The following is a 15,530-nucleotide window of genomic DNA, read 5'->3' on the forward strand; positions in this document are numbered from 1 at the left end:
TCCGGGCGCCCGGCGAGATCCGGGCGCCCCCAGGCGACGAGGCGTCCCCAACCCACCGGCCGACCCGATACGTCTGGCCGCGCGGGTGGCCGCCAGGGCAGGGCTCGCCGCGGCTCTGCGGGGCGCCCCTTGGCCGGACCGCTGCCCGTGGAGGAGCACGAGGTCACCGTGGGGCCGCCCGCACACGGGGGCCACTGCGTGGCCCGGCTGGCGGAGGGCCGCGTGGTCTTCGTCCGGCACGTGCTGCCGGGCGAACGGGTGCGGATCCGGATCACCGAGAAGCGCTCGAAGTTCTGGCGCGCCGACGCCGTCGAGGTGCTGGACGCCTCCGCCGACCGCGTTCCGAGCGTGTGGCCCGAGGCCGGGCCGGGCGGCGTCGGCGGTGGCGAGCTCGCCCACGTCGCGCTGCCCACACAACGGGAGTGGAAGGCCCAGGTGCTCGCCGAGACGCTGCGCCGCATCGGCGGCGAGGAGGTGGCCGCGGACGTCGCCGCGGCCGCCGCCAGCAACCAGTACCCCCTCACCGTCGAGGCCCTGCCCGGCGACAACGACCGCGGCGGGCTCGGGACGCGCACCCGCATCGACCTCACCGTCGACGCTGCGGGGCTGGCCGGCATGCACCGCTTCCGCAGCCACGACGTGCTCGCCCTGCGCGAGATGCCCCTGGCCGACCCTGCCCTCCTTGCGCTCGACCTGCTGGGCGAGTCGGCATGGCGGCGCGGCTGGCACCCCGGCGCACGCGTGGAGGCAGTGGCACCCAGCGCGGGCGAGCCGATGGTGCTGGTGGACGGCGAGGTCGCCACCCTGCGCAAGCGCAGCGGTCCACCACGCCGGGCCGTTCGCGAGCGGGTCGAGTCCTCGGTGGGGGAACTGGCCTACCGCGTCAGCGCCACAGGTTTTTGGCAGGTACACCGCCTCGCCGCGGCGACGCTCGTCGAGTCCGTGCTCGCCGCCGCCGGGCCCCTCGACGGGCGCCGGGTGCTTGAGCTGTACTCCGGGGCGGGCCTGCTGACACTGCCGCTCGCGCGCTCCACGGGCCCGGGTGGCGCCGTCATCAGCCTCGAGGGGACCGAGGACGCCGTGCGGGACGCCCGCCGCAACCTCCACGAGCACCCCGAGACGCTGCTGCAGCACGGCCGGGTGGACCCGGCCGCCGTCGCCGAGCTCGGGGCGCGGGCCGACGTCGTCGTCCTCGACCCGCCCCGTGCGGGTGCCGGCGCCGGCGTGATGCACGCCGTCGCGGAGGTGAACCCCGAGACGATCGTGCACGTGGCGTGCGACCCCGCGGCGCTGGCGCGGGACCTGCGCGCGGCCCGGGAGCGCGGCTACACCGTCGCCGCGATCCGGGCGTTCGACCTGTTCCCGCACACGCACCACTTCGAGGTCGTCGCCGCGCTGCGCAGGGACTGAGGACGAGAGGCCACCAGCGCGGCGGCTCACCGACACCGCAGGTGAGCGCGCCGGCGCCGCCGCCGCGTGTCGGTGGACACACCCCCACGACGCGAAGTATCTTGATATCGAGATATCAGGGAGAAGGCCATCGTGGGACGATGGCCACCGAAGCGCAGGGTGGCGCCAGCTGCGGGCGCCGGAGCACGAGGAGCACACGTGAATACAGACAGCTTCAAGTCCAGGGGCACGCTCGAGGTGGCGGGCAAGAGCTACGAGATCTTCCGCCTGGCCGCCGTCGAGGGGCTCGATCGGCTGCCGTACAGCCTGAAGGTCCTCGCCGAGAACCTCCTGCGCACCGAGGACGGCGCGAACGTCACCGCCGACCACGTCCGCGCGCTGGCCGAGTGGGTCCCCGACTCCGAGCCCAGCACCGAGATCCAGTTCACCCCGGCCCGCGTGGTGATGCAGGACTTCACCGGCGTGCCCTGCGTGGTGGACCTGGCCACGATGCGTGAGGCCGTCACCGACCTCGGCGGCGACCCCGCCCAGATCAACCCGCTCGCACCCGCCGAGCTGGTCATCGACCACTCAGTCGTCATCGACGTCTTCGGCCGCGAGGACGCCTTCGAGCGCAACGTCGAGCTCGAGTACGGCCGCAACAAGGAGCGCTACCAGTTCCTGCGCTGGGGCCAGACCGCCTTCGACGACTTCAAGGTCGTGCCCCCGGGCACCGGCATCGTGCACCAGGTCAACATCGAGTACCTGGCCCGCGGCGTCATGACCCGCGAGATCGACGGCGTCCTGCGCGCCTACCCCGACACCTGCGTCGGCACCGACTCGCACACCACGATGGTCAACGGCCTGGGCGTCCTGGGCTGGGGCGTCGGCGGCATCGAGGCCGAGGCCGCGATGCTCGGCCAGCCGGTCTCCATGCTCATCCCGCGGGTGGTCGGCTTCAGGCTCACCGGCTCCATCCCCGCCGGCGCCACCGCCACCGACGTCGTCCTCACCATCACCGAGCTGCTCCGCAAGCACGGCGTGGTGGGCAAGTTCGTGGAGTTCTACGGCGAGGGCGTCGCCCAGGTGCCGCTGGCCAACCGCGCCACCATCGGCAACATGAGCCCCGAGTTCGGCTCCACCGCCGCGATCTTCCCGATCGACGACGTCACCCTGGACTACCTACGCCTGACCGGCCGCAGCGACGAGCAGGTCGCGCTCGTCGAGGCGTACGCCAAGGAGCAGGGCATGTGGCACGACCCGGCCCACGAGCCGGAGTTCTCCGAGTACCTCGAGCTCGACCTGTCCACGGTGGTGCCCTCGATCGCCGGCCCGAAGCGCCCGCAGGACCGCATCGCGCTGTCGGACGCCAAGGAGGCCTTCGCCGACGCGCTGCCGCACTACGTCGGCGACGAGCCGGCGCTGACCGAGAACAAGCTGGACGAGGCCGTCGAGGACACCTTCCCCGCGTCCGACCCGATCGCCGCCGGCGCCAACGGTCTGGAGGAGGAGCCTGCGGCCCACCATCACCTGGGCCTGGGTCGCGCCTCGAAGAAGGTGCCCGTCACCATGGCCGACGGTCGCGTGACCGAGCTCGACCACGGCGCCGTCGTCATCTCCTCCATCACCTCCTGCACGAACACCTCCAACCCGTCGGTGATGCTCGCGGCCGGCCTGCTGGCCAAGAACGCCGTCGAGCGGGGCCTGCAGGTCAAGCCGTGGGTCAAGACCTCCATGGCGCCCGGCTCGAAGGTGGTGACCAACTACTACGACAAGGCCGGCCTGTGGCCCTACCTCCAGGAGCTCGGCTACCACCTGGTCGGCTACGGCTGCACCACGTGCATCGGCAACTCCGGCCCGCTGCCCGAGGAGGTCTCCGCCGCCGTCAACGAGCACGACCTCTCCGTGGCGTCGGTGCTCTCCGGCAACCGCAACTTCGAGGGCCGCATCAACCCTGACGTGAAGATGAACTACCTCGCGTCCCCGCCCCTGGTCATCGCGTACGGCCTGGCCGGCACGATGGACTTCGACTTCACGCACGAGCCGCTCGGCAAGGACAAGGAGGGCAACGACGTCTTCCTCAAGGACATCTGGCCCTCCGCCGCCGACGTGGACGCCACGATCGCCAGCTCGATCGACCGGGAGATGTTCACGTCCGACTACGCCGACGTGTTCGCCGGCGACGAGCGGTGGCGCTCCCTCGAGACCCCCGTGGGCGACACCTTCGAGTGGCAGCCCGACTCCACCTACGTGCGCAAGCCCCCGTACTTCGAGGGCATGCCGGCCCAGCCGGCCCCGGTGCAGGACATCGCCGGCGCCCGCGTGCTCGCCAAGCTCGGCGACTCCGTGACCACCGACCACATCTCCCCGGCCGGCGCCATCAAGCCCGACAGCCCGGCGGGCAGGTACCTGGCCGAGCACGGCGTCGCGCGCCGCGACTTCAACTCCTACGGCTCGCGCCGCGGGAACCACGAGGTCATGATCCGCGGCACCTTCGCCAACATCCGGCTGCGCAACCAGCTCCTCGACGGCGTCGAGGGCGGGTTCACGAAGAACTTCCTGACCGGGGAGCAGGAGAGCATCTTCGACGCGTCCACGGCCTACCAGGAGGCCGGCGTGCCGCTGGTGATCCTGGGCGGCAAGGAGTACGGCTCGGGCTCGTCGCGCGACTGGGCGGCCAAAGGCACCCTGCTGCTCGGCGTCAAGGCCGTCATCACCGAGAGCTTCGAGCGTATCCACCGCTCCAACCTCATCGGCATGGGCGTGCTGCCGCTGCAGTTCCCGGCGGGGGAGAACGCCGACTCCCTCGGCCTGGACGGTACGGAGGCCTTCGACATCTCCGGCGTGACGGCGCTCAACGAGGGCACCACGCCGCGCACCGTCAAGGTGCGCGCCACCAAGCAGGACGGCGGTGTGGTCGAGTTCGACGCCGTCGTGCGCATCGACACCCCCGGCGAGGCCGAGTACTTCCGCCACGGCGGCATCCTGCAGTACGTGCTGCGCCAGCTCGTCGCGGCGTGAGGTAGCCGGCCCGAAGGACGCCCCCGCGCCCCCCACGCCCCCTTCCGGCGACATGTCATCTTCTCCGTGAGACGTATATCTCACGGAGAAGATGACATCTCGCGGGAGGGGGCGTCTCGCGCTGCCGCCGTGGCCTGTCCGTGGCCGGATCGTGACCGTGTCGTGCTTCCTTCGCCGTCGGGGCCTTCCTAGGTTCACATGCATGGTCCGCCGTCGTCGCGTCGCGTCCGCGCTGCTGGTCGGCGCGCTGGCCCTCGGCGTCGCCACATGCGCCGCGCCCGGCACGGGCACGGCGCTCAGGTCCGACGTCGCCCGCGAACCCGTCGCGGTGGTCGACGCGCTGGCCGTCCCCGACATCGTCGACGCGACGACGGCCCTCGGCGTCGCGCTCCTCACGCGCCCCGGCGCCGAGGAGAACGCCCTGGTCTCGCCGGCGTCGGTCGCCGTCGTGCTCTCGATGCTCGGCGAGGGCGCGGGCGCGTCGACCGCTCAGGAGCTCGATGCGCTCCTCGGTGCCGGTGGCCCGGACCGCACCCGGGCCGTCAACGCGATGCTCGCCGACCTGGCGACGTTCGACGGCGACCCCGCCGACGCGTCCCGCGCCGAGCTGCCCGACCAGGTGCTGCTCCACATCGCCAACAACGTGGTGATCGACACCGGCCGGGAGGTCAAGGACACCTTCCTCGACGCGCTCTCCGCCGGTTACGGCGCCGGCATGCGCAGCGCCGACCTCTCCGGCGACGAGGGGCGTGCCGCGCTGGACGCCTGGGTAAGCGAGCACACGGGCGGCCGGGTGGAGCACTCGGCGATCGAGCCGAGCGAGGACCTCGTCCTCGTCCTGCAGAACGCGGTGCTCCTGGCCGCCCGGTGGGCCGAGCCGTTCAGCCCCGCGCTGACCACGCCGGAGCCGTTCACCGTGGGCGGCGGGGACCGCGTGGACGTGGACACGATGCACCGCCAGGGGATGATGGCCTACTCCGCGGACGGGCCGTGGCAGGCCGTCCGGCTGCCGTACGCGGACGGGTTCGCGCTGGACGTGGTCCTGCCCCACGCCGGCCGGCTTCCCGGGTCGCTGACCGCAGAGGAGTGGGACGCGCTCAGCGCCGCCCTGGGGTCCTACGAGACCACCGCCGAGGTGGCGCTGGCGCTGCCCACCGTCGAGATCGCGACCAGCACCGAGCTCGTGGAGGCGCTGCAGGACGCCGGGCTGCACGCCCTGTTCTCCCCGGGCACCGCGGACCTGCGCGGCATCGCCGAGCCCGCGGAGGGACCGCTGTTCGTGTCCACCGTGGCGCACCAGGCCACCCTCGCCATCGACGAGGAGGGCACCGTGGCGGCCGCCGTCACCGAGGCCGGCCTCGCGGCCGGCGCCGCCCCGGAACCGACGCGGCCGGTCCAGATGACCGTCGACCGGCCCTTCGCGGTGCGGATCGTGCATGTCGGCACCGAGTGGCCGATCTTCATGGGCGTGGTCAACGACCCGCGTGGGTGAGGCTCGCTGCGCGTGGCTGTGGGACGCTGGCGGACATCGCGGCAACGGAGCAGCTCATGACGCGCCAACCTTTCCTGCAGGACCTGCTGGTCTGCCTGCACGCACCGACGCAGGCGTGGTCCGCCTCCGACGGGCAGGTCCGCGGCAGCGGCACGCAGGGCCTGATGCACGCGGACGTGCGGGTGCTCAGCCGCGCCGTCCTGACCGTCGGGGGTGAGGAGCCGGAGGTACTCGCCGCCGGCCCGGAGGGCGCGGGCACGGTGCGCATCGTCGCCGTCGCGCGGTCGGTGGACGGCCCCGGCGCCGATCCGACCACGCGCGTGGAGCGGCGCCGGCTGGTTGCCCCGGGACGCATGACAGAGGAGATCACGCTCAGCTGCGCCACCGCCGAGCCGGTGGTCGCGGAGGTCGCCGTCACGCTCGCCAGCGACATGGCCCCCATGGACCGGATCAAGTACGGCGCCGGGACGACGGCGCACGCCCCCGCGCCCGGCCCTCCCGCCCGGTGGACCGGGCCAGACGGCATCGAGGTGCGGGTGGACGCCCCCACGGCGGAGGTCGAGCTGACGCCGGACGGCGCGGTGCTGCGCTGGCACGTCACCGTGGCGGCCGCCGCGCCGCGCACCCTCACGTGGACGGCCCACGTCACCGACACCGCCGCCGTCGTCCTGCCCGCGCCCGGGCCGGCGGAGTGGTCCGCGCCGCGGGTGGACGCCGCCGACCGGCGCCTGCCCGGGCTCGTGCGGCAGAGCCTGGCGGACCTGGAGAGCCTGCGCCTGCGGTCCACGCTCGCGCCGGACAGCACCTTCCTCGCCGCCGGTGCGCCGTGGTTCCTCACCCTGTTCGGCCGCGACTCCCTCTGGGCCGCCCGGATGCTCCTGCCGCTGGGGACCGACCTGGCCCGCGGGACCCTGCGCACCCTCGGGGCCGCGCAGGGCACCCGAACCGACCCGCGCACCGCCGAGCAGCCGGGCAAGATCCTCCACGAGCTGCGCCGCGAGGAGCTGGTGATCGACGCGCACACCGTGCTGCCGCCGCTGTACTACGGCACGATCGACGCCACCCCGCTGTGGGTCTGCCTGCTGCACGACGCGTGGCGGTGGGGGATGGCCGAGGACGACGTCGCCGCGCTGCTGCCCCACCTCGAGGCCGCCCTGACCTGGATGGGCGACCACGGCGACGCCGACGGCGACGGCTTCCTCGAGTACCTCGACACCAGCGGGACGGGCCTGGCCAACCAGGGGTGGAAGGACTCGGGCGACTCCATCCAGTGGCGCGACGGCACGCTGGCGGCGGGCACCATCGCGCTGTGCGAGGTGCAGGGCTACGCGCACGAGGCCGCCCGGGGCGGCGCGGCACTCCTCGAGGCGTTCGGCCGATCCGGCGCCGAACGCTGGCGCGACTGGGCCGCCCGGCTCGCCGGACGGTTCCGGGAGAGCTTCTGGGTCGACGACGGCGCCGGCCCCTACCCGGCCGTCGCGCTCGACGGCGCGAAGCGCCCGGTGGACTCCCTCACCTCGAACATCGGTCACCTGCTCGGCACCGGTCTGCTCACCGCCGCGGAGGAGGAGCTCGTCGTCGTCCGGCTGACCAGCGCCGACATGGACTCGGGCTACGGCCTGCGCACCCTGTCCACGCGGGCGGGCGGGTACTGGCCGCTGAGCTACCACGGCGGCACGGTCTGGCCGCACGACACCGCCATCGCCGTCATGTCCATGGCGCGGGCGGGCTTCGTCACCGAGGCGGAGCGACTCGGCTCGGGGCTGCTCGAGGCGGCGCCGCACTTCAGCTACCGGTTGCCAGAGCTGTTCTCCGGCGACGCCCGCGGCACGGTCCCCGGTCCGGTGCCGTACCCGGCCGCGTGCCGACCGCAGGCGTGGTCGGCGGCTGCCGCCGTCGCGCTGATCACCGCAGCCCTCGGCCTGCGGGCCGACGTGCCCGCCGGCGAGCTCCACGTGCGGCCCGCCGGCGGGGCGGTCACCGAGGGCCTCGCCGTGACCGGGCTGCGGCTGGCCGGCCACGAGCTCTCCGTCGACGTCGGCCGCGCCCGCGACGTGGTGGTCCGCACGGGTGCGGACCTGCGGGTCGTGGCGACCTGAGCAGGGTCCCGCGTCTCGCACATGGGCCGCGACGGACCTACAGTGGGTCGCCGGTGCGTCGATCCGTCGGCGCGGAAGGAGCACGATGAGCCACCTGGAGCGGATCCGGCGTCCGGCAGACCTGCGGGGTCTGAGCATCCCGGAGCTGGAGGTCCTTGCCAAGGAGGTCCGCGACTTCTTGGTGAACGCGGTCTCACGGACCGGCGGGCACATGGGACCCAACCTCGGCGTCGTCGAGCTCACCGTCGCCCTGCACCGCGTGTTCGACTCACCGCGGGACCGGATCGTCTTCGACACCGGCCACCAGGCCTACGTGCACAAGCTCCTCACCGGCCGGCAGGACTTCGAGAACCTGCGCCGCCGCGGCGGGCTGTCCGGGTACCCCTCCCGGACCGAGTCGGACCACGACGTCGTCGAGAACTCCCACGCCTCCACCGCGCTGAGCTGGGCGGACGGCATCGCCAAGGCCAACCAGCTGCGCGGGCTCACCGGCCGCAGCGTGGTGGCCGTCATCGGCGACGGCGCCCTGACCGGCGGCATGGCCTGGGAGGCCCTGAACAACATCGCCGAGGGCCAGGACCGCTCGGTCGTCATCGTGGTCAACGACAACGGCCGCTCCTACGCCCCGACCATCGGCGGCCTGGCCCGTCACCTCGACGCCCTGCGCACCACCCCGCACTACGAGAAGGTCCTCGACTGGGGCAAGCGGACCCTGCAGCGCTCCGGCCCGCCCGGCCGGATGGCCTTCGACGCCCTGCACGGCATGAAGAAGGGCCTCAAGGACGTCATCGCCCCGCAGGGCCTGTTCGAGGGCCTCGGCATCAAGTACGTCGGGCCGATCGACGGGCACGACATCGTCGAGCTCGAGGTGGCGCTGGGCCGCGCGAAGGCCTTCGGCGGTCCGGTGATCGTCCACGCCATCACCGAGAAGGGCCGCGGCTACACCCCGGCCGAGACCGACGTCGTCGACCGGTTCCACGCGGTCGGGGTCATCCACCCCGAGACCGGGCTGCCGGTCGCCCCCTCGCGTTTCGGCTGGACGTCGGTCTTCGCCGAGGAGATCGTCGAGATCGGCCGACGGCGCAGCGACGTCGTCGCCCTGACCGCGGCCATGCTGGCGCCGGTCGGGCTCGCACCGTTCGCAGAGGAGTTCCCGGACCGGGTGTTCGACGTCGGCATCGCCGAGCAGCACGCCGTCACCTCGGCCGCCGGGATGGCCTTCGCCGGCCTGCACCCGGTGATCGCGCTATACGCGACGTTCCTCAACCGCGGCTACGACCAGCTGCTCATGGACGTCGCCCTGCACCGCGCCGGCGTGACCTTCGTGCTCGACCGCTCCGGTCTGACCGGGGACGACGGTGCCTCCCACAACGGCATGTGGGACATGGCGCTGCTGCGCACCGTGCCCGGGCTGCGACTGGCGGCGCCGCGCGACGAGGCCACCCTGCGGGCCGAGCTGCGTGAGGCCGTCGCCGTCGAGGACGCCCCCACCGTGGTGCGCTATCCCAAGGGGGCGCTGCCCGAGGCGCTGCCCGCACTGGGCCGGCACGGCAGCGTCGACGTCCTGGCACGTCACGCCGGGTCGCCGCGGGTGCTCGTGGTGGGCGTCGGCGTGATGACACACACCGCTGTCGAGGTCGCCACGGGCCTGGACGCCCAGGGCATCGGCGCGACCGTGGTGGACCCGCGCTGGGTGCTGCCCGTCTCCGCGGACCTGGTGGACCTCGCCCGTCAGCACGACCTCGTCGTCACCGTCGAGGACGGGCTGGTCACCGCGGGGGTCGGCTCGGCCCTGCGCGACGCACTCGCCGCCGCGGGCAGCGACGTGCCGGTGCGCTCCCACGGCATCCCCGCCCGGTTCCTCGAGCACGCCTCACGCGGGGAGCTCGTGGAGGAGTTCCACCTGCGCGGGCAGGACATCGCGCGGGAGGCCGCGGCCGCCGTCGCCGGTCTGCCCCCGTCGGCGAGCCCGTCCGTCGGACCGCGCGCCGTCGGACCGCGCGCCGGTGAGGCGGCGGCCGCGGACTCCACCCGGCCCGGTCCGGACGCGCAGTCTGGCCGTTGAGGTCTGCGTTCGAGCATGGCCGTCATCACTTCGGCGAGCATGGCCACCCCGGCTGCGGGGACCTGCGCCACAACGAAGTCGCCCATATGGTCAGAATTTCGACCATATGGGCGACCTCGATTGCCGTGGACCCGCGATTGTCACGGCGCAGCGGCTCGCTACGCCAACACGGTCAAAATGCGTCCACACACCGGTCAAGGACTGGGCTGAGGCGCAGGTCACGGCGCTGTGAGCGGCCCCACGCTCCGGCGCGGTCGTTGGTCCCACGTGTCGGAAGGTCCTATTTCGTAACGTTGAGGACGAGGCGGTAAGGGTTGCCGCCTCGGACGAGGAGGCAGCGGAGATGGCCACCATCACGACCGAGCACGCAACATCGGGAACCGGCGCCTGGGACGGCTTCACGCCGGGACCGTGGTGCAGCGCGATCGACGTGCGTGACTTCATCCAGAGCAACTACACGCCGTACACCGGCGACGCAGGCTTCCTTGCCGGGCCCACCGATCGCACCACCGGCATCTGGAACACGCTCATGGCGATGTTCCCCGCCGAGCGGGAGAAGGGCGTCTACGACGTCGACCCGAAGACCCCCGCCGGCATCACCGCTCACGCGCCGGGTTACATCGACGAGGGCAACGAGCTCATCGTCGGTCTGCAGACCGACGCCCCGCTCAAGCGGGCGATCATGCCCCTGGGTGGCTGGCGGATGGTGGAGACCTCGCTGGAGACCTACGGGTACGAGGTGGACCCGCTGGTGAAGGACATCTTCACCAAGTACCGCAAGACCCACAACCAGGGCGTCTTCGACGTCTACCCGCCCGACGTGCGCAAGGCACGCAGCGCCCACATCGTCACCGGCCTGCCGGACGCCTACGGCCGCGGCCGCATCATCGGCGACTACCGCCGCGTCGCGCTCTACGGCGTGGACACCCTCATCACCGCCAAGAAGGCCGAGCGCGCCGAGCTCGACACCCTGCGCAGCGTCGAGGACGTCATCCGCGACCGCGAGGAGAACACCGAGCAGATCCGCGCCCTGCATGAGCTCAAGGAGATGGCCGCCTCCTACGGCTACGACATCTCCCGCCCCGCCACCACCGCCCGTGAGGCCATCCAGTGGCTGTACTTCGCCTACCTCGGCGCAGTGAAGGAGCAGAACGGCGCGGCCATGTCGCTGGGCCGCACCTCGACCTTCCTCGACGCCTACATCCAGCGTGACCTGGACGCCGGTCACCTGACGGAGTCCGAGGCGCAGGAGATGATCGACGACTTCGTCATCAAGCTGCGCATCGTCCGCTTCCTGCGTACGCCGGAGTACGACGAGCTCTTCTCCGGGGACCCCACCTGGGTCACCGAGTCCATCGGTGGCATGGGCACCGACGGCCGCACCCTTGTCACGAAGAACTCCTTCCGGATGCTGCAGACCCTGTACAACCTGGGCCCGGCTCCCGAGCCGAACCTCACCGTCCTGTGGAGCGACGCACTGCCCGAGGGCTTCAAGCGCTTCTGCGCGCAGGTCTCCATCGACACCTCCGCCATCCAGTACGAGTCCGACGCCCAGATCTCCAACGCGTGGGGCGACGACGCCGCGATCGCCTGCTGCGTCTCCCCGATGGCCGTGGGCAAGCAGATGCAGTTCTTCGGCGCCCGCGTGAACCTTGCCAAGGCCCTCCTCTACGCCGTCAACGGTGGCAAGGACGAGAACTCCGGCAAGCAGATCGCCCCGGTCACCCCGGCGGTGACCGGCGACGTGCTCGAGTACGACGACATCGTGGCCAAGTACGACGTGCTCCTGGACTGGCTCGCCCAGACCTACGTCGATGCGCTCAACTGCATCCACTACATGCACGACAAGTACGCCTACGAGCGCCTCGAGATGGCCCTGCACGACAAGGAGGTGCTGCGGACCATGGCCTGCGGCATCGCCGGCCTGTCGGTGGCCGCGGACTCCCTCTCGGCCATCAAGTACGCCACGGTCAAGCCGGTGCGGAACGAAGACGGTCTCGTCGTCGACTACCTCATCGAGGGCGAGTTCCCGATGTTTGGCAACGACGACGACCGCGTGGACGACATCGCCGTCACGCTCACTCGGAAGTTCATGGCGAAGATCCGCAAGGTCCCGACCTACCGGAACGCGGTGCACACCCAGTCGGTGCTGACCATCACCTCGAACGTCGTCTACGGCAAGCACACCGGCAACACCCCGGACGGTCGCCGCTCGGGCGAGCCGTTCGCTCCCGGTGCGAACCCGATGAACGGCCGGGACAGCCACGGCATGCTCGCCTCTGCGCTCTCGGTGGCCAAGCTGCCCTACGACGAGGCGCAGGACGGGATCTCGCTGACCAACACGGTGGTGCCCTCCGGGCTCGGCCGCACCAAGGACGAGCAGGTCACCAACCTCGTGGGACTCCTGGACTCCTACACCGGGTCCGCGGGCTACCACATGAACGTCAACGTGCTGAACCGGGACACCCTCTACGAGGCCATGGAGAACCCGGAGAAGTTCCCGCAGCTGACCATCCGCGTCTCCGGCTATGCCGTGAACTTCGTGCGGCTGACCCGCGAGCAGCAGCTCGACGTCATCTCCCGCACCTTCCACGGCGCCCTGTAGCCAGCAGCCGCCGTCCGGCCCGGCCGACCGCCGGGCCGGACGGGGCTCGCCCAGCACCGACGCACCTGCGGAACCGGGTGCGGCTCCGGCACCCCGACCCGCGACAGGAGGCCCCATGACCGCCGTCGAGCCACCCACGGCCGGCATCGTCGCGCCCGACGGGATCAACGGCTTCTACGAGCCCGTCCCCGAGGACAACGTGCCTCGGCTGCGCCGCAGCGCCGGCACCGCCGGGATCGCCTCGGCCGAGCTCATGGACCGCCACGACCACATCGCCGCGGTCCGCGCCGGAAGGGTCGGGTCCATGCACTCCTGGGAGCTCGTCACCGCCGTCGACGGCCCCGGCACCCGCCTGACCGTCTTCCTCGCCGGCTGCCCGCTGCGCTGCCTGTACTGCCACAACCCCGACACCCTGAAGATGAAGGACGGCGAGCCCATCGCCGTCGAGGACCTGCTCGTCCGGGTCAAGCGGTACCTGCCGATCTTCAAGGCCACCCGCGGCGGGCTCACCGTCTCCGGTGGCGAGCCGCTCATGCAGCCCGCGTTCCTGGGCCGGCTGCTGCGCGGCGCCAAGGAGATGGGTGTGCACACCACCATCGACACCTCCGGGTTCCTCGGCGCCTACGCCTCCGAGGCGCTGCTCGACGACATCGACCTCGTGCTCCTCGACATCAAGTCCGGCGACCCGGAGACCTACCGCCGCACCACCGGCCGGGACCTGCAGCCCACGCTGGACTTCTCCCGCCGCCTGGCCGACCGCGGCATGCCGATCTGGATCCGGTACGTGCTCGTGCCGGGCCTGACCGACGACTTCGACAACGTCGAGGCCGTCGCCGACCACGTGGCGAGCCTGTCCACGGTGGCCCGGGTGGAGGTGCTGCCCTTCCACAACATGGGCAAGGACAAGTGGGAGCGGCTGGGCATGGCCTACGAGCTCGTGGACACCCCGGCGCCGACGGCGGAGCTCGTCGAGCGCGTGCGCGGCCAGTTCCAGCGGCGTGGGCTGACGGTGTACTGAGGACAGCTCCCAACGAACGTGGGTTCGTGCGCCGAGCGCGGGTTCTTGTGGCTCGCGCGGGTGGTGCGCCACCCGCGCGAGCCGCGAACAGGCGCGGTCGGAGCAAGAAGCCGCGCTGGACGTCACACCGTCGCTGAGTCGCGTGCGGCCGTCGTCTCAGTAGCTCGTGCGCGCGCTCTCGTCGGCCGCGGGCACGAACGTGGCAGCGAGCGCCTCGGAGCTGCGCGCGAGGAGCGCCACGTCGGCCCCCACCAGCACGAAGGAGGCCCCGGCGTCCATGTAGGAGCGGGCGACCGCCGGGTCGAACGCGTTGACGCCGACCGGCTTGCCCGCCGCGCGCACCGCCTCGAAGGCCCGGCCGACGGCGGCCACGACCTCCGGGTGGCTCTGCTGGCCCAGCAGCCCCATCGATGCGGAGAGGTCGGACGGCCCCACGAAGACCCCGTCCACGCCGTCGACCGCCGCGATCTCGGCGGCGGCGTCCACGCCCTCGGTGGTCTCGATCTGCACGAACAGCGACACGTGCGCGTCGGCGTCCGTGAGATAGCCGTCGACGCGGTTCCACCGTGCGGACCGGGCCAGGGCCGAGCCGACACCGCGACGCCCGCGCGGGGGGTACCGGGCGGCCTCGACGGCGGCGCGTGCCTCCTCGGCGGACGACACCATGGGGACCAGCAGGTTCTGCGCGCCGAGGTCGAGCACCTGCATGATCGTCACGACGTCATTGGTCGGCACGCGCACGACCGGAGTCATGGGGTAGGCGGCGACCGCCTGCAGCTGTCCCAGCACCGACTCGAGGCCGTTGGGGGAGTGCTCCATGTCGATGAGCATCCAGTCCAGGCCCGAGCCCGCGCAGATCTCCGCGACGAGCGGGCTGCCGGAGCACACCCAGATCCCCGCGAGCGGACGAGCCGCCGCGCCGCGTCCGGGCTGGGCCGCCAGCGCGTCGCGGAAGGTCGGCGTCAGACGAAGCGACATGAGATGGTTCCCAGCTCTCGGAAGTCGGCGAGCACGGTGTCGCCCTTCTCCACCCACATCGGGCGGGTGAACGAGCCCGCGAGCACGATCTCCCCGGCCTCGAGCCGGTCGCCGTGCTGGGCGAGCTTGTTCGCCAGCCATGCGACGCCCATCGCGGGGTGGTTGAGCACGGCCGCGGCGACGCCGGACTCCTCGATGGTCTCGTTCCTGTACAGCAGCGCCGAGACCCAGCGGAGGTCGACGTCGCCGATCTTCACCGGGTTGCCGCCGTAGACCATCGCGCCCATGGCGGCGTTGTCGCTGATGTTGTCGACGATGGTCTTGTCCTTCATCTCGACCCGGGACGAGAGGATCTCCAGGGCCGGCACGACGTACTCGGTCGCCCGCAGCACGTCGAAGACCGTCGCGTGGGGGCCGTCGACCGGCTCGGCGAGCTTGAAGGCGAGCTCGACCTCGATGCGCACGTTGGAGAACCGGGAGTGCTCGATGACCGCGCCGTTCTCGAGCACCATGTCGGCGAAGATGGCGCCGTAGTCGGGCTCGTCGATACCGGTCGCCGCCTGCATCACCTTCGACGTCAGCCCGATCTTGCGGCCGACGGGCCGCCGGCCGGCCTCGATCGCCCGCCGGCGCCACTCGTTCTGCACGGCGTAGGAGTCCTCGATCGTCATGCCGGGGTGCCGCTTGCCCAGCGGTGGGACGGTGGTGCGGTCACGCTCGGCGACCGCGAGCTCGTCGGCGATCGCGGCGACGGTCTCAGTTGAGAGCATCAGTTCCTCCTTGCACAGGCGTCGTCCCGGACCCGTTGGTGGGTCCGGGACGACGAGGGGTCACAGCTGGTGACCGGGCGTGCACTCGCCCTG

Annotated in this window: 9 protein-coding genes; 7 read left to right on the plus strand and 2 right to left on the minus strand. The window is 72.1% G+C overall.

The features are described from left to right. Positions 1-129: 129 nt before the first annotated feature. The 7 genes from FE374_RS08585 (at position 130) to pflA (ending at position 13,689) form a co-directional block, all read left to right on the plus strand. Positions 130-1,410 (plus strand): class I SAM-dependent RNA methyltransferase, encoded by a 1,281-nt coding sequence (locus FE374_RS08585; protein ID WP_230978524.1) that lies wholly within the window; start codon positions 130-132, stop codon positions 1,408-1,410. A gap of 198 nt (positions 1,411-1,608) precedes the next feature. Then, positions 1,609-4,410, plus strand: coding sequence for an aconitate hydratase AcnA (gene acnA / locus FE374_RS08590; protein ID WP_168205634.1), 2,802 nt, complete (start codon positions 1,609-1,611; stop codon positions 4,408-4,410). 202 nt (positions 4,411-4,612) lie between these two features. Beyond that, entirely contained in the window at positions 4,613-5,902 is a 1,290-nt protein-coding gene (locus FE374_RS08595) for a serpin family protein (protein ID WP_168205635.1), read from the plus strand. Between the two features lie 56 nt (positions 5,903-5,958). Next, complete coding sequence (locus tag FE374_RS08600) at positions 5,959-8,001, plus strand: amylo-alpha-1,6-glucosidase (RefSeq protein ID WP_139928236.1); 2,043 nt, start codon at positions 5,959-5,961, stop codon at positions 7,999-8,001. 85 nt (positions 8,002-8,086) lie between these two features. Further along, on the plus strand, positions 8,087-10,066 hold the full coding sequence (gene dxs, locus FE374_RS08605; RefSeq protein ID WP_139928238.1) for a 1-deoxy-D-xylulose-5-phosphate synthase: 1,980 nt from the start codon (positions 8,087-8,089) through the stop codon (positions 10,064-10,066). 343 nt (positions 10,067-10,409) lie between these two features. Beyond that, positions 10,410-12,671: a formate C-acetyltransferase gene (gene pflB, locus FE374_RS08610; protein ID WP_139928240.1), complete on the plus strand. Its 2,262-nt coding sequence runs from the start codon at positions 10,410-10,412 to the stop codon at positions 12,669-12,671. A 115-nt stretch (positions 12,672-12,786) separates the two neighbouring features. Further along, positions 12,787-13,689, plus strand: a complete 903-nt coding sequence (gene pflA, locus FE374_RS08615) for a pyruvate formate-lyase-activating protein (RefSeq protein WP_139928243.1) — start codon at positions 12,787-12,789, stop codon at positions 13,687-13,689. A gap of 156 nt (positions 13,690-13,845) precedes the next feature. On the opposite strand, the gene FE374_RS08620 is transcribed toward pflA, so the two are convergent. Together FE374_RS08620 and FE374_RS08625 are read right to left on the minus strand one after the other, a co-directional pair. After that, complete coding sequence (locus FE374_RS08620) at positions 13,846-14,667, minus strand: HpcH/HpaI aldolase family protein (protein WP_139928244.1); 822 nt, start codon at positions 14,665-14,667, stop codon at positions 13,846-13,848. After that, positions 14,652-15,437: a fumarylacetoacetate hydrolase family protein gene (locus FE374_RS08625; protein ID WP_139928246.1), complete on the minus strand. Its 786-nt coding sequence runs from the start codon at positions 15,435-15,437 to the stop codon at positions 14,652-14,654. The genes FE374_RS08620 and FE374_RS08625 overlap by 16 nt, the downstream gene beginning before the upstream one ends. Between the last annotated feature and the right edge of the window lie 93 nt (positions 15,438-15,530).

This window comes from Georgenia yuyongxinii, assembly GCF_006352065.1.
Taxonomy (GTDB): Bacteria; Actinomycetota; Actinomycetes; order Actinomycetales; family Actinomycetaceae; genus Georgenia; species Georgenia yuyongxinii.